Here is a 19,050-nt window from a genome sequence, read left to right as displayed (position 1 = left end):
TTCAGATTTTAAGTGTACCTAAAGTTACTAAATAGCCCCTAGAATAAGTAAGCAACAGTAAAATTAGCACATTGTTTGTTATTCCGGCTTTTGATAAGGGATATCGAATTTAAAATGACATCCTTTTCCCGCATCACTCTCTACGCTGATGTGTCCGTTTTGCAGTTCGATTAGCTGTTTACAGATGTAAAGGCCTAGTCCGGTTCCCGGTTTCCCTGCCGATCTGTTGGCCTGGTAGTACCTGGTGAAAAGTTTTCCCTGCTGCTCTTTAGGAATACCAATACCGGTGTCAATGATGCTGACATTTAATAACGTAGTATGTTCTCCAACAGTACTCAAATTGACTTTTACTTTAACTCCACCCTGATCTGTGTATTTTACCGCGTTATTAAGCAGGTTGAGCATGATCTGTTTTAACCGGAAAGGATCACCATTAACCATGGCCTCTTCTTCCCCGCTAAATTCGGCTGATAAAGATATTTGCTTCCTTTCAGCGATGAAAGTCATGGCGGCAATCGTTTCTTTAATCTCCAGGCAAGGCTGAAAAGAAACTATTTTCAAGGCAGTTTCTTTTTGATGATCAATTTTGCTGACATCCAGGATATCGTTGATTGTATCCATCAACATACTTGAAGATAAATTGATAGAATTCAGTTTCTTTTTCTGGTCTTCATTGAGTGGAGTCCTGTTCAACAGATAAATCATGCCGGTAATCGTGGTGAGCGGGTTTCTGATCTCATGACTCATGATCGCCAGCATCTCAGATTTCTGTTCCGCCAATGCTACGGCACGTTCGTTTTCACGAATGTAATTGTCTTCTGATTTTCCTGCTTTACGGATGTAAATGATCAGCAAAATGATAAAAATAAGGATCATCAATACCGCTACTCCGGTAAAGCTATTCATTTCATTGGTGGCTGCCTGATATTGGTTGAGCATTTCAGATCTTGCTTTTTCCCAATCGTTCAAATAAGTATCTTTCAATTCCTGAACCAGCTGATGTAATTGAATCACCAGACTCAGATTTGCAGAGATCAATTGCTGGTTAGATTTGGCCAGACGTCCATTTTCTTCATTCAGTTTCCGGAGAATATCTCCCTGGGTATTGTTTTGTTTCCTCAGGACAGACCTACTGATGGAATCCCGGATCTGCCTTTCGCGGTTTACCGTAACCACTTTAAGTGACTGTGCGCTTTCCTGTTTATTTTCAATGGCGTCTTGTAATCGCTTAAAAAGACCTTTTTTCTTCGGCTCAGGTTTGATAATCCGAACCGTGGTATCCGCCTTTCCGGAACTTCTTTTACCTGTGGTCTTGTAGTTATATGTTTCGGGAAACTCTTTAGGGGATTTCCCAACCATACTTTGAATATTTGTAATCCGCAGCAGGGAATCGAAATTATGCTTCAGGCTGAAAATCTCTTTAGAGATCTGCAGTTTATCGCCAAATGCCTTGCCCAATTCTTCCTTATTTGCTGTGAATCCACCAGCACTATCCAGATCATGTTTCTTCAAGATCAGTTCAATCTGATTGAAGGTACGGGTCAGTTTCGTTTTATAATCTTCTAATTTCTGATTCTCCCCATAGAGAATGGCTTGCTGAAAATCACTTTCGGCACCACTTAAATCCAATAAAATATTGCTGATTTCCTGATTCTGAGAATGCCCGCGTAATTTTTCCGCAAGTGTATCCAGTTTTTGGAAAATAGAATGCCTCAGTAATAAAGATCCCGCGGCGATTAGAAAAGTGAAAACTAGAAATAAAACGAAAAGTTTACGAAGATTTTTAGAAGTTTCACCTGATTTATTAACGAACATATTATTGTTTAATGTTTCCACCAAGATTTTCGTGGACTGCAAATTTATTAATATTTATCTGCTATAAAAGAAGAAAGATCAGTAAGTCAAGCAAATAAAGGGCTACTGATTTGAGATTTATTAAATAAAAATAGTATTTTTAATCGTTAACGCGCTTTTTTAGAAGGTTTCTGATGCGATTTCTCCTTGCTATTTTACTTGCTATTCCCTTGGGTTCCCCCTCCTTTTTAAGCTATACTTTACAATTTTACAGCACATCATCTCCATAAGTATCCCCGCTTCTAAATCAAAAGACAATATGAAAACATTAAAATTACTCTTGTTCATTCCGGCATTGCTCATCATCAATACCAGCTATGCACAAGAAAGCATGCCACAAAAATTCAAAAAGCTGGAGTGGTTAATTGGCAAATGGGAACGTACCAATGCTAAAGCCGGAGAAAGCGGACAGGAGACCTGGGAAAAATCAGCTAATTTAAAACTGACCGGGAAAATGGTTACGCTTAAAGGGACAAGCCCCATTTTTGCAGAAAACATGGAATTCATTACCAGGGGAAAAGACATTTATTACACTGCAATAGCGGAAGGTGATAAACAACCTACCTATTTCAAAGTCACTTCATTGGTCAAGGATGGTTTTACCTGTGAAAACCCTGAACATGATTTCCCGAAAAAGATCATCTACAAGAGAAAGGGAAAAAACTTGAAAGCGGTCATTTCAGGAGGAGGTAAAACGATAGACTTCGACTTTATTAAAGAGAATTAATCAGCAAAAGGACAGCAAATACAAGGAAAAACAAGGAATTTACTGCATTCATTAAGAAAAATGATGAACTTCGCAGCTACCCATTTATAGGTACCTAAAATTGCAATTTGCAGAAAAAGAAAGCATGAATTTGATGACAGAAGAAGAAGAAGAAGAAGAAGTGATACTGGTTGATGAAAATGATAAGCCCATAGGAACGATGCCCAAACTAGCGGCACACCTTGCGGGTAAATTTCACAGGGCATTCTCCGTCTTTGTCTTTAACAGTGCCGGCGAACTTTTACTCCAACAACGTGCAGCCGATAAGTACCATTCTGCGGGAAAGTGGACCAACACCTGTTGTAGTCACCCCAGACCAGGCGAACTTACCGCAGATGCCGCAAACAGAAGGTTACAAGAAGAAATGGGGATGGAATGTGAATTAAGCCCTGTTTTTAGCTTCTCGTATACTGCTGAACTTGAAAACGGATTGATTGAAAATGAATACGACCATGTTTACTTTGGGAGTACCGATACGTTGCCGGTTCCTAATCCGGAAGAAGTGGCAGCATTCCAATATATTAGCATGGAAGCCCTGGAACATCGTTTACAACAGGATCCAACAGCCTATACCGAATGGTTGAAAATCTGTTTTGATCAGGTCATGGAGCATAAAAAAAACCGGATTAAATTCTAGAAGAATTCAATCCGGTCAGTACCCAGAAGCAGATTCGAACTGCCACGCCTTTTCAAGCGCCACCCCCTCAAGGTGGTGCGTCTGCCAATTTCGCCACCTGGGTATTTCTCCTACAAATATATATTTATTCGCAGAATATGCTTAAGCCATCGTAGGCTAATTTAATATTTTTTGGTAATTCTTTCTCTACCTCCTCATGAAGGCCTAAATTATGGCTGATATGCGTGAGGTAAGTCATTTCTGCACCTATCTTTTGTGCAAAATCTATGGCTTCCTGTAGTGTAAAATGGGAAACATGTTCTTCGTGCTGCAAAGCATTGATCACCAAAATCTTTGTTCCTTTCACTTTTTCAATGGTTTCTTCAGAAATGGTCTTGGCATCCGTGATATAGGTGAAATCATGAATCCTAAAGCCTAGAATCGGCAGCTTATAATGCATGATATTTAAGGGGATCACGGTGGTATTGCCAATTTCAAAAGGCTGATCAGTAATCGTATGTACATCTATCTGTGGTAATCCCGGATAATGCGTATCTGCGAAAATATAGGAAAACTCTCTTTTTAAAGCGTCCTGAACACGTGTTGTCGCATAGATGTCAATGTTCTTTTTCAAAAGATAATTAAAAGGTCTGATGTCATCTAAACCGGCCACATGATCTTTATGCTCATGGGTATAGATAATGGCATCCAGGTCTTTTACATTTGCACGCAACATCTGGTACCTGAAATCAGGACCACTGTCAATTACGATTGTCTTATCTCCCATTTCGACCAATACAGAAACCCTAAGGCGCTTGTTTTTATGGTCTGGAGATTGACAAACGGGACAATTGCAAGTGATCACCGGAATACCCTGGGAGGTACCTGTTCCTAAAAATGTAACTTTCAAAATAGCTGAATTGAGACCATATCTTCAAAAATAACAAATTACCTTAAGTCTACAACATCTACACCCGGATACTTCTTCGGATCAAAAGAAAAAGTACTTTCCGGAACTTTCAGGTTGGTTATCATCTTATTGACTTTATAGCTGTATTTACTACCGCCTTTATCAAAAATGACTACCGTACCAATCTGTTTGGCGGCCTTGTCAATTCCTAAACGGATCTTAAAGTATGATTTACTAACGTCTATGGGAGCCAGATCAATCATTTGATATACTTTACCGCCTACCTTACTTTCGCCGGTATAGCCGTATTTAAAGCCTTTTTCGTAAATGGTGAATAGCTGTGCTGGATTTAAGGCATCCCCGCTATGATCAGCGTCTGTTACCTGTACTTCTTTATCTTCTTTTAAATAAGTCCATTGCGTTTTACCGTCACTAATCAATTCCTGATTCGTCATGGTCACGCGGTACTTATTCGTTTTCGCTTTAACAATTAAAATTCCTTGTTGTGTTTCTTTAAGCTTCGCCTGTGGGTTATCTAAAGAAAAGGTAAAGTCAGCCTTTACCACATCAAAAGAACGGTATTTCTTACTTACCTCTGCTAATATTGCTTTCGCCTTCGCATCCTGTTGTGCATAACCGGAAAATCCAAACCCTGTCAATACCAGTAACGACCATATTATCTTTTTCATCTATTTCTATTTCGGGTTAGTTGTTTTTAAGGTCAGTCAAGAACTGTTCCAAAGCATAATCGTCAGGAATCAGTACTTCTCTGGCTTTGCTACCTTCAAAAGGACCTACCACACCGGTGGCTTCCAGCTGATCGATAATCCTACCTGCCCTGTTATAACCCAACTTCAACTTCCTTTGAATCAAAGAAGTAGAACCTTGCTGATGCATCACAATTAAACGTGCAGCTTCTTCAAACATCGAGTCACGGTCTTTAGGATCGAAGTCTGATTTAGCCGATTCTGCGGCTTCATCTACATATTCAGGAAGCTGATAAGCCTCCGCATAGCCTCTTTGGTTACCAATAAAATCAGAAATACGATCCACTTCAGGTGTATCCACAAAAGCACACTGCAATCGGATCAGGTCATTTCCTGTGGATAACAACATATCTCCTCTACCAATCAATTGATCGGCACCACCACTATCAAGGATGGTTCTGGAGTCAATTTTCGACAATACCCTAAAGGCCAGTCGGGCAGGGAAATTCGCCTTAATCGTACCGGTGATAATGTTTACCGAAGGACGTTGCGTAGCCAGTACCAGGTGAATACCTATCGCACGTGCCAGCTGCGCCAAACGGGCAATCGGTGCTTCTACTTCTTTACCGGCAGTCATCATTAAATCTGCAAACTCATCCACAATCAATACGATGTAAGGAAGGAAACGGTGTGAGTTGTTCGGGTTTAGTTTTCTTTTGATAAACTTCTCATTGTACTCTTTCAGGTTTCTCACCTGTGCATCTTTTAACAGATCATAACGCTGATCCATTTCAATACAAAGCGAGTTCAGGGTATTGATTACCTTTTTGGTATCTGTGATAATCGCATCAGCTTCTCCCGGAAGTTTAGCCAGGAAGTGACGCTCAATTTTATTAAATAAAGTTAACTCTACTTTTTTAGGATCGACCAATACAAATTTAAGTTGCGAAGGGTGTTTCTTGTAAAGCAGGGAAACCAGGATCGAGTTGATCCCTACCGACTTACCCTGACCGGTAGCACCTGCCACCAATAAATGGGGCATTTTGGCCAAATCACCAATATAAACCTCATTGGAAATGGTTTTACCCAAGGCAATTGGCAGCTCCATCGTAGTCGTCTGGAATTTCTCTGTACTCAGAATACTTCTCATCGACACCATTTCCGGGTGTAAATTAGGTACTTCAATACCAATTGTACCTTTTCCGGGCATTGGTGCAATAATCCTGATTCCTAATGCCGCTAAACTTAAAGCGATATCATCTTCCAGATTTTTGATCTTGGAAATCCTGACGCCCGGTGCCGGAATAATCTCATACAAGGTTACCGTTGGGCCAATCGTTGCTTTAATTTTATCGATTTCGATATTGTAATGAAGCAGCGTATTGACAATTTTATTCTTATTCGCTTCCAATTCATCTGTGTTTACAGAGATCTTGTTGGAACCGTGATTGTCTAATAAATCAAGGGTAGGATATTTATAACTTGCCAGATCTAAAGTAGGGTCGTAATTACCAAACTGTTCTACCAGATCTTCAGATTTACGCTCTTCTTCCGTTTTTTCAATCAGGAGTTCCAATTCTGGTTCTGGTTCCGGAACAGGGGTAATCTCCATCGGCATTGCTGCGGCAACTGAAACCGGTGGCGCAGGTTCCGGCTCTTGTTGCGGAGTAAGTTCTCTTACATATTCCGGCTCTGGTGTTGGCATTGGTGGCACTACCGGAGGTACAAATGCTGGCACCGGAACTACAGGAGGCGTTGTCATTGGCACATTAGCCACTGGAGAAGCCGTTGACCTGTTATATTCTGAGATCAGATCTCTTTCCAGTTCTGGTTCTTCCATTTCTTCAAACCTGGTGGAAGGCATGATTGTCTGTTCTCTCTTTTTATCTCTTGCCAGGCGGTCATTTAAGGTAAATTCTACCGATTCTGAGCGCAAGGCATTTCCAGTTCCTTCGCCTTCTTCTTCCTCTTCCAGTTCAGGAAGATCAGAAATAATGGCTTCCGGTTTTTTACGCTGCGGTAATTTAAAGTCGATATTATAAGCGATGATCAGGATGGATAAGCCTAAAAAGCCGATTAAGCCGGCAACACCAGCCTTTCCGATCTGGGCAGCCAATAGTTTATTTGTCCAGTAGCCAAACTCCCCTTCCAGGAAATGAGGGGTATCGCTGATAAAGGAATGCGCAAAACCCAGGGTTAAGGAGATGAACAATAAAAAGAACAGGCTATAAGCCAGTGTTTTTTCTATAGAGAATATTTTCACCTTAAACAGCAGACGGTATCCGATCACAAAGAATACAAAGATGAATAAGAAAGAAGCTAAACCGAACCATTCATAAATGAACTGGTGTGCGAGTAAGGCTCCGATTTTTCCGAGCCAGTTAGACACTACCGGATTAATATTTACCTGTTGTAGTTCTTCGGTAGTTTTAAAAAGATTACCCCATCCCCCGTTTGCATCGATCACATAACTATGGTCTTCCTGCCAGGTGAAAAGATAAGAAGTAAAAGCAATTAGAAAATATAAAGACAAAACGACAAACACTAATCCTATGATCTTAAACAACCTGCCATTCTGGAAATCCAGGCGGGGCATGATGTTAAATCTTTCTGTGGATGGTCTGGACGCTGTAGACTTCGAGCTTTGCTTATCGCCCGATTCATTTTTAAACGAATTTGACTTGAATTGATTTCCCCTTACCGACATTTTTCGTGACTAATATTATACACAACAAATATAAAACATATCCTTGTATGTACTAAGTTATTATAAATACATTTAAACGTAAGCTAATTAAATAAAAATTCTCATCTGTTTAAACCGGCTAAAATCACAAAATCCGGCAGGCCATTAAACCTTCTAACCACATCATAGTCATACCCCTAGCGTTTGAATTTTAATTATAGATAAGTTTTGTTTTAAGGTTAATCCCGCCGGGTATTTTTATCTGGCGGGATTTTTTTTATATTGATGTCATTTAAAATTTGTTTATTTATTCCCATATTTCAAGAAATAAATCCAACAATGGACATCTCTCAGCTCGAAACGCTAATAGAAACAGACAAAAAACAAGAGATTTCTGACTTGCTGAATAAGCATCCGGAACTAACCAGCCAGGAAACCAGTCATGGCATATCGCCATTACTACTTGCCTGCTATTATAAAAAACCGGTAACGGCCGGAATAATTGCTGGTTTTGCGAAAAACATCACCCTTTTTGAAGCTTGTGCCCTAGGAAAATTTAAGGAAACGGATAATTTACTGACCCAACAGCCAGACCTACTCAATTCTACTTCAAAAGATGGATTCACGGCACTAGGATTGGCCGCTTATTTCGGGCATGAAGAGATCACCAGATTATTACTTTTCAAAGGTGCCGACCCTAATATCCCTGCTAACAATGGATTTAATGTTTTCCCGATTCACTCTGCTGTTGCGGCGAAAAGTTTTCCCATTACCAAAATGCTTTTAGAAGCCGGAGCGGATGTAAATGCAAAACAACAAGCCGGACTAACCGCCTTACATGCCGCTGCACAAATCGGAAATATAGAGATTATCATCCTCTTACTGGAACATGGAGCCCCCTTAGACATTAGAATGGAAGGTGGTAAATTACCAACTGACCTGGCTGAAGAAAAAGGATTTCCGGAGATTGCAGCTATTTTAAAGATTTAAATTTTTAGGAGGAAATTTTAAACACTCCGGGAGGACAGTTTCAGGAGCACCGTTTAAACATCCCAGATGCGTAACCTGATTTTTTTTACGTAATGTCTCACATCCAGCACCAGAGCGGCCAGAATGTAAAAAATTATAGGAAAGCCAACCGCCAGAAAAGAGGAGTAAATAAAAAACAACCTGATTTTGCTGATCGATATCCCCAGGCGTTCCGCCAGATAGGTACAGACGCCAAAGCTTTGCTTTTCAAAAAATGTAATAATACGCTGGAACATCTTATTGGTTTAATATCTTGATTCCGATACCACAATTTAAGCATTTTTTCTGAGCACAATAGTATTTATTAATTTGAAGCACAGCCTGAGAAAAAAAAGCATTGTCGAGGCGAACTCCCGCTTGCTGGTAATATTTTGTGATTACATTACGTTCGGCAGGAATCTCCTCCAACAGCTGTAAGCCACGATTCATTAAATCCGGCTGATCCGAATATTTGCCATAAGCAGCTATAAAAAGGCAAATCACATTAATAATCAAATGAAAAACAGAGCTGGCACCCAGCTGGACCTCTACTTTTTTTGCCTCCTTATGAAAATGATAATGGGTAATCCAGTAAGGATTAACCGGAAGATTTTGTAGCAATTTCTTTAATTCCGGTAAGTCCTCCAATTCCATCACCTTAGAAAAAAGCCGATCCGATTTCAGCAATAAGGCGCAAAACTGGGCCAGCCTTACTGTTGGAAAATTCTGCGGGCGCATCCTTAAAAACCGCCATGCCCCTACTCCTATAGGGATCAGACCATACTTCTTTTGCAGAAACAGGTATTCCGTTTTTAAGCTCCGGGGATAAGCCTCTTTAAAGGAAGCTGATAAAAAACCAGCTTGTCCAAACACCAATGCTTCCACTTGTAGCGGATGATCCAGATGTTTTCTGATCACTGATAAAGGTAAAGAAGCGGCCAGCATTTCGAAAGGGATCTCATTTACCTTAAAGCCAAAGCTTTTTGCTAAAAAATGATAGAATGTACTTTCCCAGTCCCCGTTCATTTTAGCCAGGTGATCAAAGACCAGTTCCGATTTTTGTCTCAGGCGCTCTATCATCATTCTGGATAAAACCCCGTTAATAATAACCGGATCTATGCTATGAATTAACTTTTCGCAAGGGAAAGTGTGGACAGAATTGACTAAACCTTCATAATGTGTTAAAAGGCTTTCGGGGAACAGGTCTTTCAGGATCAATACCGGAATCTCGGTCCCATCCTTTCGATAAACCGGACGGTCGTGCTCATAAACCACATGTAAAATCACGGCATCATAACCCGGATCGTCCTGATGACCATGTAAAAACCAATCGGATGATTTCAGGTGTATTTCTACATCCCCGATCCAGTTACGACCATCAATACTCAACTTTGCCTGTGCAAAATCCGGCCCTGCATTCTTATTCGGCATCCCTACAGCATAAATCTTCAGCGACTCCCCACTGGTACAAAACAGATTCAGGGCCTGGAACAATCGGAATTGCCAGATAAAATGAAGGAAGCTTTCAGGGAATCTCATGAAGTCTAACTTAAGTATTGCAAGTTAAACTATCACCATAAACAAAATAAATTATTTTCTTCTATAATTGGTTATAAAAACACCAGCGATAATCAACACCGTTGCGATTAAAATATCGGTTGTAATCACCTCATCTAAAACCAGCCAACCCAGGAATAAAGCGATGACCGTATTGAAATAAGTAAGAATAGAAACTTCTGTAGGGGACACCCTTTTAAGCGCGTAATGGTAGCAGAAAAAGGTAAATACGGAACCGAAAACTGCCAGATAAACAACCGCCAACAGACTATGCAAACTCCAGTTACTCACAGAAGTAGTCTCTGAAAACAGGAAAGCCAGGGCAAACTGCGCGACAGCCGAAAATGCAAACTGGTAAAATAAATCCAGTAAGATATGATCCGATTTATGGCTGTTTTTCTTGGTGTAAATGGTACCGATCGTCCAACCGCTAATCGCGAAACACAGGAACATGATCCCTGTTTTATAATTCGGATCCAGCAATTCGCTGATGCCATCCCTAAAAATAAAGACCACCCCGAGAAAAGCAATCACCACGCCTAAAAACCCTTTCCATGATGGTTTTTGCAAACCTACAGCGACACAGGCTAAAAACACGACTAAAGGATTTAAGGAATTCAGCAGGGAGGTTAATCCGCTGGGAATCGTCTCTTCTGCCACGGTAACCATCCCATTGGCCATCACCACCATCAAAGTAGACAACATGATTTGTCGTTTGAGGTAAGGCCAGCCCATCCAGGCCAATTCTTTTCGATACAGGAGGATGGTCATCAGGATCAAAGAAGCAATGGTTTGTCGCATCGCTGCCACAAACCAGGCGGGAATCGTTTCAACCGCTATGCGAATACTGAGATAGGTAGTCCCCCATACAATGGCGACTACCAGTAATGCCCCAATAAGTTTTAAGTCAGTCTTTTGGGTCATATTAATTTAGCCGCCAATAGAATTGCTTCCATTTCCTGCTGCAATTTCAAAGCTTCTTCTCTTGCACGTTCAGCAAAATCTTCCCCTTTACTTGCATAAATGATACCTCTGGAAGAATTTACCAGTAGACCACATTCTTTATTTAAGCCAAATTCGCAGACATCGGCTAAGTTTCCGCCTTGCGCACCGACACCAGGAACCAATAAGAAATTATCCGGTGCCAGTCTCCTGATATTTTTAAATTCAATCCCTCTGGTTGCGCCAACTACGTACATTAACTGCTCGCTATCTGCCCATTGAGAAGAAACACGAATTACTTCTTCGTACAATTTACCTTCCGGAGTCTGGTGTAATTGAAAATCACTATGACCAGCATTTGAGGTTAGTGCCAGTAAAATCACCCATTTATCTTTATAATTCAAGAAAGGGCTTACCGAATCTTTACCCATATATGGAGCCACGGTAACGGAGTCGAAACTCATGTCGGACTTCGCTTCATTGAAAAAAGCATCCGCATACATCGCAGAAGTATTGCCGATATCTCCTCTTTTTGCATCTGCAATACTGAAAATATCTTCAGGCATATATTGCCAGGTTTTGATCAGGGTTTCCCAACCTTTCAATCCCATACATTCGTAGAAAGCCGTGTTCGGTTTATAAGCCACACACAAATCTTTGGTGGCATCAATAATCTGCTTATTGAATTCTAAAACCGGATTTTCGTATTTTAGAAGGTGCGGAGGGATATTTTCTAATACCGGATCAAGGCCAACACACAAAAAAGATTTTTTAGTCTGGATCTGCTCAAATAGCTGTTTTTTATTCATCTATGCGTAATTTTGTGTGCAAAGATGCCAATTTTCACAAGGATTTAAGACTTGTTTTTAAACTTTTCAATGTAATTTTTATAAACATTTTAAAGTTTTACTTGGAGATTAATTTACAAATACATACAATTGTGGCATAATTCCCTATAGTTTATCTGATCATTCCAGAAAATCCCGTAAAATTTTGTTCCAAACCATCTTTTATAAATGCATTTTTTGCTCTGTTCAATTGGATAAACAATTTTATTTAAAATATTCTCTACACCCATATAATGTTTAACAAAACAGAATTAAATGAAAAGCTCACCGCTGAATTGCGGGAGATAGCTAAAACTCAAGGTATCCTAAATGCCGATGAGTTGCGTAAAGCTGAACTGGTTGAAATCATCTCTCAAATGACGGAGCAACAACCAACTGTTGCACCTGTTGAAGGTGATATACCTGCAAAAGCGCCAAAAGTAAAAGCTGTAAAAGAAAGCTCTGCTGAAAAATCTACCAGAAAAAGGATCAGAATAACACCTAAAGAGGAAGAAGAAAGCAAGAACACTAACTTTAACAGAGCTGCATTATTCGACAATGAGCCTTCTCAGGCCCCGTCGCAGGCTCCGGCCCCGGTAGTAGCAGAAGAGAAAATTACTAACGCTCCTGAAACCGTTACGGAACAAGCAGCAGCACCAACTCCGGAAGCTGTTGCAGAAGTAAAAACCGAAACGACAGCAAACACGCAGACTGAAGTTAAAAAACAACAACGTCCGCCAAGAGAAGACAACAGGCCACAGAAAGCGCCTAACCACAACAACGCAAGTCAGAAACAAAGCGAAAACAGTTATTCTAACCTGGATTTCGACAATACCATCACCAACGAAGGGGTATTAGAGATTATGCCTGATGGTTACGGTTTCTTAAGATCTGCGGATTATAACTACCTGTCTTCTCCGGATGATATATACGTATCTCAATCTCAGATCAAATTATTTGGTTTGAAAACCGGTGATACCGTTAAAGGAAGTATCCGTCCTCCAAAAGAAGGCGAGAAATATTTCCCCTTAGTAAGAGTAGAAACCATCAACGGACGTTTACCTGCTGATGTAAGGGACCGTGTTCCTTTCGACTACCTGACTCCTTTATTTCCTACAGAAAGATTAAATCTGTTCACAGAAAGCAATAACTACTCGACCAGAATCATCGACTTATTTACCCCAATCGGTAAAGGACAACGTGGTCTGATTGTAGCACAACCTAAAACCGGTAAAACCAATTTACTGAAAGAAGTTGCCAATGCGATTGCTAAAAACCACCCGGAAGTATACCTGATCATTTTATTGATCGATGAGCGCCCGGAAGAGGTTACAGATATGGCAAGAAGCGTAAGAGCGGAAGTAATTGCTTCTACTTTTGATGAGCCTGCTGAAAGACACGTTAAAATTGCCAACATCGTTTTAGAAAAAGCGAAACGTCTGGTAGAATGTGGTCATGATGTAGTGATCTTATTAGACTCGATTACGAGGTTAGCCAGAGCTTACAATACGACGGCTCCTGCTTCCGGAAAGATCCTTTCAGGTGGTGTGGATGCTAACGCATTACACAAACCTAAACGTTTCTTCGGTGCTGCACGTAACATCGAAAGAGGTGGTTCATTAACCATTCTTGCGACTGCTTTAACGGATACCGGTTCTAAAATGGACGAGGTGATCTTTGAAGAGTTTAAAGGTACCGGTAACATGGAATTACAGTTGGATCGTAAATTATCTAACAAACGTATCTTCCCTGCTATTGATATCACCGCTTCAAGTACACGTAGAGACGATTTACTACACGATAGAGACACGTTACAACGTGTTTGGATCTTACGTAATCACCTTGCGGACATGAACGCTCAGGAAGCCATGGAGTTTGTACAACAGCAAATCAGAAATACAAAAACCAATGAAGAGTTTTTGATTTCTATGAATAGCTAATTTGAAATGATCATAAAACAGATACCCAATGCCATTACCTCCGCTAACTTGTTTACCGGATGTATTGGCATTGTTTTCGCATTTAACCAGGATTTAAGATCGGCTGCCTTGTGTATCCTGATCTCCCTGTTCATCGATTTTTTTGATGGTTTTGCTGCTCGCTTATTGAAAGTAAGCGGGCCTATGGGCAAAGAACTGGATTCTTTGGCAGACATGGTGAGCTTTGGCGTTTTGCCTTCGGTGATCCTGTTCCACATGGCACCAAAATCATTTTTCGGATATGAGGCCTTCCCTGTCCTTGCTTACTTAGCCTTTTTTATCGCAGTTTTTTCTGCTTACCGACTGGCGAAGTTCAATCTGGATACCAGGCAAACTGATAAATTTATAGGCGTGCCCACTCCGGCCATTTCCGCAGTGATCGCATCCGTACCTTTTATCTATGAAAGTGATGTGTTTTATTTCGACAGTTCTACCAGCACCGTATTGCTATACCTGGCCTTTATTCCTTTGGCCTGTTATTTACTGGTGAGTGAAATTACCCTGATCGCTTTGAAATTTAAAAGCTTCGGCTTCGCTGAAAATACCTTCAGGTATATCCTTATTATCGCTTCTATCCTATTATTACTGATCTTTAAATTTGTGGCGATCCCACTAATTCTGGTATTGTATATCGTTCTATCCATTATTGAGAATAGAACGACAAAAGTTAAAGCCGTTTCTTAAGATCGGCTTTAGCTTCATCCAGTTGTCTGTATAAGACGGTTGCAAAATCAAGCAGCTCGTTATAAGCCTGTGGCAATTCTGCGATATTATTCAGCTCCCTGGCATTTCTTTCCATCATTTGCATATGATCTTTCGCATCTTCTCGGCCAACATAAGCAAAGGTTGGTTTGATTTTATGCGCACAGCTCGATGCCCTTGCCCAATCTTCATCTGCGATAGCCTTTCCTAAATCCGCTACATATGTAGGCGTCTGTGATTTAAAAAGGTCTAACATTTCTATAATGAATTCTGCGCTGTCTCCTGACATATCTTTTAAGTAAGTCAGGTCAAGTGGTTCGTTGTTTTTATTTGGATCGATCATCAAACAAATCTAATAAATTAAATTTTTGTTACAGTTAAATTATCCTCTAATATAGCTAATATTTCTGATACACGTTTACCGATAACCGGGTGAATTAACCCTCCTGCAATCTCCGCTAAGGGAACCAATACGAATTTTCGGTGCTGTAACTGCGGATGTGGAATCTGAAGTTCCTCGCCCATATCCACAATCTCATCCCCGTAAAACATCACATCTATATCAATCAGGCGCGCCCCCCATTTCTCTTTTCTTACCCTTCCCAATTCCGCTTCAATCCCCAATACGGCTTTCAAAACTTCCAAAGCACTGAGTCCGGTTTTTAAGCCTACAGCCAGGTTTATAAAAGATGGCTGGTCGGTTTTACCCCAGGCAGCAGTCTCATAAAATGACGATTGTGCAAACACCTCCCCCACTTGTTTTCCAATCTGTACAACCGCATCATTCAATAGCTCTTCCCTATCCCCTAAATTACTTCCCAGTAACAAATAAACATCTTTACTATCCAACTCCATACAAAACCCTCGGGCATTTTTTCTACCTTTATTTACAAATTAAATATTTAACCAGCAAATGAAAGAATTTTTTAAGTATGTTTTTGCAACTGTTGTAGGAGTTATATTATCGGTGGGGGTGTTTTTCATCTTATTCATCGCCATTATCGTGGGTATTGTCTCTTCTCTCGGGGAAGATAGAACCGTCCTGGTAGACAATGATACGGTGCTCTACCTCAACCTGGATCAACCCATTACCGAGCGTACTTATAGCGATCCGCTTTCCGAACTCCCTATCATAGGTGATGACGGTAGAAAAAGCATCGGCTTTACAGATGTCATTAAAGCCATCAAATCAGCTAAATACGACGATAATATCAAATGTATTTACCTGAGCGTTTCTTCTCCAAATGCTGGCTATGCCAATATGAGAGAAATCAGAGAAGCCCTGATCGACTTTAAAACCAGTAAAAAGAAAATTATCGCCTATAGCGAAGTCTACACACAAGGTGCTTATTACTTAGCTTCAGTGGCGGATAAAGTATACATCAATCCCGAAGGTGCCTTAGAATTTAAAGGATTAAGTTCTCAATCCATGTTCTTTAAAGGGGCATTAGATAAATTAGGTGTCGAGATGCAGATCATCCGCGTAGGTACTTATAAAAGTGCAGTAGAGCCTTTTATCGATACTAAAATGAGTGAGAAAAACCGTGAGCAGGTTACTGCTTACCTAAGCGGTCTCTATAAAACCTTCCTGAGCGATATTTCCAAAAGCAGAAACATCTCTACAGACAGCCTGTTTATGATTGCCAACGACTATAAAATCCAACAGCCAAAAGATGCGGTAAAGTATAAAATGGCAGATGGATTAAAGTATAAAGATGAAATTATTGACGAGCTAAAATCACTTAGCGGAACCAGTAAAAGCAGCAACCTAAGCACCATTTCTATCAATGACTATGCAAAAAATGTCATTATGGAAAGCAAAGGAAACACCAATAGAACTAAAATTGCAGTGATCTATGCCAATGGCGATATTATGGGTGGTGAAGGCGACAATAACCAGATCGGTTCGGAAAGAGTTTCCCGCGCCATCAGAAAAGCCAGAACCGATACCAGCATTAAAGCTATTGTGTTAAGGGTAAACTCACCTGGTGGTAGCGCGCTTGCTTCGGATGTGATCTGGAGAGAAGTAGTGCTCACTAAAAAAGTGAAACCAGTAATCGCTTCTTTTGGTAATGTAGCCGCATCCGGCGGATATTATATCGCCTGTGCTGCCGATTCTATCTTCGTACAACCGAATACCATTACAGGTTCTATCGGCGTATTTGGTATGATCCCTAACATGCAAAAGTTATTTAACCAGGAACTTGGAATTACCTTTGACGGCGTAAAAACCGGACAATATGCAGACATCATGAGTACTGTTCGTCCAATGACTGCCGGTGAAAGACTGATCGTTCAGACTGGCGTAAACCAGGTGTACGATAGCTTCATCACCAAAGTAGCAAATGGCCGTAAGAAAAGTAAAGCCTATGTCGACAGCATCGCTGGTGGTCGTGTATGGGTTGGAACTGATGCCGTTAAAATTGGCCTTGCCGATAGAACAGGTAGCTTTGAAGATGCCATTAAAGCCGCTGCTAAAAAAGCTAAAATCACCGACTATAGAATCGTAGAATACCCGGAAATGATTGACCCGATCAAAGCTTTACTGGAAACTTCTACCGATAAAATAAAAGTCTATTATGCTAAAAAGGAATTTGGTGCAAATTATATGATCTATCAACAGGTTAAAGAGGCGATCTCAAAATCTGGTATCCAGGCGAGAATGCCATTTGATATTAAGGTCGAATAAACCTGCAATCCGCATTTCTTATCATTCTAAAGCAAGAAAGCCCCGACATTTCCAGTTTAATCGGAAAATCGGGGCTTTTTCTTTAATTTAGCAACCCCATGGAAAATAAGACCATTGCACGCAACTTGCGACTGCTTTCTCAATTGATGGAATTACACAATGAGAACCCTTTTAAAATCAAATCAGTAGCCAATGCTGGTTTAAAAGTTGATAAACTTCCCTTTGCTATTCAAGGCAAAACACTGGAGGAAATCGCACAGATTGACGGACTTGGAAAGAGTATTTCTGCCAAGGTCTGGGAGCTTCTGGAAACAGGCACCATGACCGATTTACAGGAGATTCTGGAAAGAACACCGGAAGGTATTGTCGAAATGTTGGGGATCAAAGGCATCGGACCAAAAAAGATCTTAGTGATCTGGAAAGACCTTGGTATTGAAAACATCGGAGAACTTTATTACGCCTGTAATGAAAACCGTTTGATCGAAGCCAAAGGCTTCGGATTGAAAACCCAGGAAGAGATTAAAAAGATCATTGAGTTCAGAATGGCCGGACTAGGAAAATTCCTATATGCCCATGCAGAAAGCACCGTCAATAAATTATATGCAGACCTTGCCGTTTGGTTAAATAAAATCTCCGGAGAACCGCTATTGGGTATCGCCGGCGAATACCGCCGCTGTATGGAGATTGTAGAATATGTTCCTTTCCTGATTGGCGCTACAACTCCGGAAGAAGTTCAAGAGAAAATCAGCACTTTCGAAGACCTTACTTTCGAAGAACAAGCCGATGGAACTTTCCATGCCACTACCCCATCCGGATTAAAAATACAACTACATATCTGCCCTAAAGATGCTTTTTACCTGCAATGGTTTGAGCTGACCGGCAATGAACAACACGTTAAAGAAGTGCTTACTCTGGCAGGAAACGCCCCTTTTGAATCAGAAGAAGCCATTTACAAAGCCGCAGGACTGGCTTTTGTAGCTCCGGAAATCAGAGAAGGATTAAACGAAGTACAGCTGGCTAAAGAAAACAAACTGCCAAACCTGATCACTTACGAAGACCTGAAAGGTAGTTTACACAATCACTCCACCTGGAGCGATGGCGTACATACTTTGGAACAAATGGCCACTTACTGTAAGGACAACCTGAAAATGGAATACTTCGGAATTTGCGATCACTCCAAATCTGCCTTTTATGCCAACGGATTAAACGAGCAACGCTTATATGCCCAACACCTGGAAATTGATGCGTTAAATGCTAAACTTGCCCCTTTCAAAATCTTTAAAGGCATAGAAAGTGACATCTTAAATGATGGATCATTAGACTATAGTGATGATATTTTGAAAACATTCGACTTTGTGGTAGCCTCTGTGCACAGCAATTTGAGAATGGATGAAGAGAAAGCCACTGCCAGACTGATTAAAGCCATAGAGAACCCATATACTACGATTTTAGGACACCCTACCGGCAGACTATTACTGAGCAGAAAGGGTTACCCGATAGATTACGTAAAAATAATCGATGCCTGTGCCGCAAATAAGGTGGTGATCGAGATCAATGCCAACCCATTACGTTTAGATCTGGACTGGCGCTGGCACCGTTACGCGCTGGAAAAAGGCGTGTTATTATCGGTGAACCCGGATGCGCATAGAATGGAAGGTTTCTACGATATGCACTACGGCGTATTGATGGGTAGAAAAGGCGGACTGGAAGCAAAACAATGCTTAAACGCCATGACTTTAGCTGAGATCAGCAGCCTGTTTGAAGATAGAAAAAGTAATATTAGCCCTTTGTAAGACCCATAATACCT

General features: G+C 40.7%; 17 protein-coding genes and 1 tRNA gene. 7 read left to right on the top strand and 11 right to left on the bottom strand.

Annotated elements, in window-relative coordinates:
- Positions 1–78: 78 nt before the first annotated feature.
- Positions 79–1,815 carry a HAMP domain-containing sensor histidine kinase gene (locus tag R2Q66_RS13635; protein WP_316749851.1) on the bottom strand — a complete coding sequence of 579 codons (1,737 nt, stop codon included), beginning with the start codon at positions 1,813–1,815 and terminating at the stop codon, positions 79–81.
- A 298-nt stretch (positions 1,816–2,113) separates the two neighbouring features.
- Between R2Q66_RS13635 and R2Q66_RS13630 the strand changes: the two genes are divergently transcribed.
- Together R2Q66_RS13630 and idi are read left to right on the top strand one after the other, a co-directional pair.
- Positions 2,114–2,581 carry a DUF6265 family protein gene (locus tag R2Q66_RS13630; protein ID WP_316749849.1) on the top strand — a complete coding sequence of 156 codons (468 nt, stop codon included), beginning with the start codon at positions 2,114–2,116 and terminating at the stop codon, positions 2,579–2,581.
- 124 nt (positions 2,582–2,705) lie between these two features.
- Positions 2,706–3,257: an isopentenyl-diphosphate Delta-isomerase gene (gene idi / locus R2Q66_RS13625; RefSeq protein WP_316749847.1), complete on the top strand. Its 552-nt coding sequence runs from the start codon at positions 2,706–2,708 to the stop codon at positions 3,255–3,257.
- A gap of 19 nt (positions 3,258–3,276) precedes the next feature.
- Here idi and R2Q66_RS13620 read toward each other — a convergent pair.
- The 4 genes from R2Q66_RS13620 to R2Q66_RS13605 all read right to left on the bottom strand — a co-directional run bounded on the left by R2Q66_RS13620 (position 3,277) and on the right by R2Q66_RS13605 (position 7,560).
- Positions 3,277–3,360, bottom strand: a tRNA-Leu gene (locus tag R2Q66_RS13620).
- Between the two features lie 21 nt (positions 3,361–3,381).
- On the bottom strand, positions 3,382–4,146 hold the full coding sequence (locus R2Q66_RS13615; RefSeq protein WP_316749845.1) for an MBL fold metallo-hydrolase: 765 nt from the start codon (positions 4,144–4,146) through the stop codon (positions 3,382–3,384).
- Between the two features lie 38 nt (positions 4,147–4,184).
- Positions 4,185–4,835, bottom strand: coding sequence for an outer membrane lipoprotein carrier protein LolA (locus R2Q66_RS13610; protein WP_316749842.1), 651 nt, complete (start codon positions 4,833–4,835; stop codon positions 4,185–4,187).
- A 16-nt stretch (positions 4,836–4,851) separates the two neighbouring features.
- Complete coding sequence (locus R2Q66_RS13605; protein WP_316749840.1) at positions 4,852–7,560, bottom strand: FtsK/SpoIIIE family DNA translocase; 2,709 nt, start codon at positions 7,558–7,560, stop codon at positions 4,852–4,854.
- Between the two features lie 318 nt (positions 7,561–7,878).
- Here R2Q66_RS13605 and R2Q66_RS13600 point away from each other — a divergent pair, with 318 nt between their 5' ends.
- Positions 7,879–8,529 (top strand): ankyrin repeat domain-containing protein, encoded by a 651-nt coding sequence (locus tag R2Q66_RS13600; RefSeq protein WP_316749838.1) that lies wholly within the window; start codon positions 7,879–7,881, stop codon positions 8,527–8,529.
- A gap of 53 nt (positions 8,530–8,582) precedes the next feature.
- Here the strand turns inward: R2Q66_RS13600 and R2Q66_RS13595 are convergent, their stop codons facing one another.
- The 4 genes from R2Q66_RS13595 to pyrF are packed head-to-tail and all read right to left on the bottom strand — an operon-like array spanning position 8,583 to position 11,855.
- Positions 8,583–8,804, bottom strand: a complete 222-nt coding sequence (locus tag R2Q66_RS13595; protein WP_316749836.1) for a PspC domain-containing protein — start codon at positions 8,802–8,804, stop codon at positions 8,583–8,585.
- 1 nt (position 8,805) lies between these two features.
- On the bottom strand, positions 8,806–10,086 hold the full coding sequence (locus tag R2Q66_RS13590) for a DUF2851 family protein (RefSeq protein WP_316749834.1): 1,281 nt from the start codon (positions 10,084–10,086) through the stop codon (positions 8,806–8,808).
- Positions 10,087–10,137: 51 nt separating this feature from the next.
- Positions 10,138–11,028 carry a DMT family transporter gene (locus R2Q66_RS13585; RefSeq protein WP_316749833.1) on the bottom strand — a complete coding sequence of 297 codons (891 nt, stop codon included), beginning with the start codon at positions 11,026–11,028 and terminating at the stop codon, positions 10,138–10,140.
- Positions 11,025–11,855, bottom strand: coding sequence for an orotidine-5'-phosphate decarboxylase (pyrF, locus tag R2Q66_RS13580; protein WP_316749831.1), 831 nt, complete (start codon positions 11,853–11,855; stop codon positions 11,025–11,027). Before pyrF ends, R2Q66_RS13585 begins: the two co-directional genes overlap by 4 nt.
- Before the next feature lie 272 nt (positions 11,856–12,127).
- Between pyrF and rho the strand changes: the two genes are divergently transcribed.
- Both rho and pssA read left to right on the top strand, forming a co-directional pair.
- Positions 12,128–13,813 carry a transcription termination factor Rho gene (rho, locus tag R2Q66_RS13575; RefSeq protein ID WP_316749829.1) on the top strand — a complete coding sequence of 562 codons (1,686 nt, stop codon included), beginning with the start codon at positions 12,128–12,130 and terminating at the stop codon, positions 13,811–13,813.
- Between the two features lie 6 nt (positions 13,814–13,819).
- Complete coding sequence (pssA, locus tag R2Q66_RS13570) at positions 13,820–14,536, top strand: CDP-diacylglycerol--serine O-phosphatidyltransferase (protein ID WP_316749828.1); 717 nt, start codon at positions 13,820–13,822, stop codon at positions 14,534–14,536.
- On the opposite strand, the gene R2Q66_RS13565 is transcribed toward pssA, so the two are convergent.
- The gene (locus tag R2Q66_RS13565; RefSeq protein ID WP_316749826.1) at positions 14,520–14,897 is read right to left on the bottom strand and encodes an Hpt domain-containing protein; all 378 of its coding nucleotides are present in this window, start codon (positions 14,895–14,897) and stop codon (positions 14,520–14,522) included. The genes pssA and R2Q66_RS13565 overlap by 17 nt on opposite strands.
- A gap of 17 nt (positions 14,898–14,914) precedes the next feature.
- Entirely contained in the window at positions 14,915–15,409 is a 495-nt protein-coding gene (gene folK / locus R2Q66_RS13560) for a 2-amino-4-hydroxy-6-hydroxymethyldihydropteridine diphosphokinase (RefSeq protein ID WP_316749824.1), read from the bottom strand.
- 58 nt (positions 15,410–15,467) lie between these two features.
- On the opposite strand from folK, the gene sppA reads away from it, so the two are divergent.
- Entirely contained in the window at positions 15,468–17,243 is a 1,776-nt protein-coding gene (gene sppA, locus R2Q66_RS13555; RefSeq protein WP_316749822.1) for a signal peptide peptidase SppA, read from the top strand.
- A 98-nt stretch (positions 17,244–17,341) separates the two neighbouring features.
- Positions 17,342–19,036, top strand: a complete 1,695-nt coding sequence (locus R2Q66_RS13550) for a helix-hairpin-helix domain-containing protein (protein WP_316749820.1) — start codon at positions 17,342–17,344, stop codon at positions 19,034–19,036.
- The last annotated feature ends 14 nt before the right edge of the window (positions 19,037–19,050 follow it).

The sequence above is a fragment of the Pedobacter gandavensis genome, assembly GCF_032677645.1.
Classification (GTDB): domain Bacteria; phylum Bacteroidota; class Bacteroidia; order Sphingobacteriales; family Sphingobacteriaceae; genus Pedobacter; species Pedobacter gandavensis_A.
This window is presented reverse-complemented; position numbering and strand designations above follow the sequence as displayed.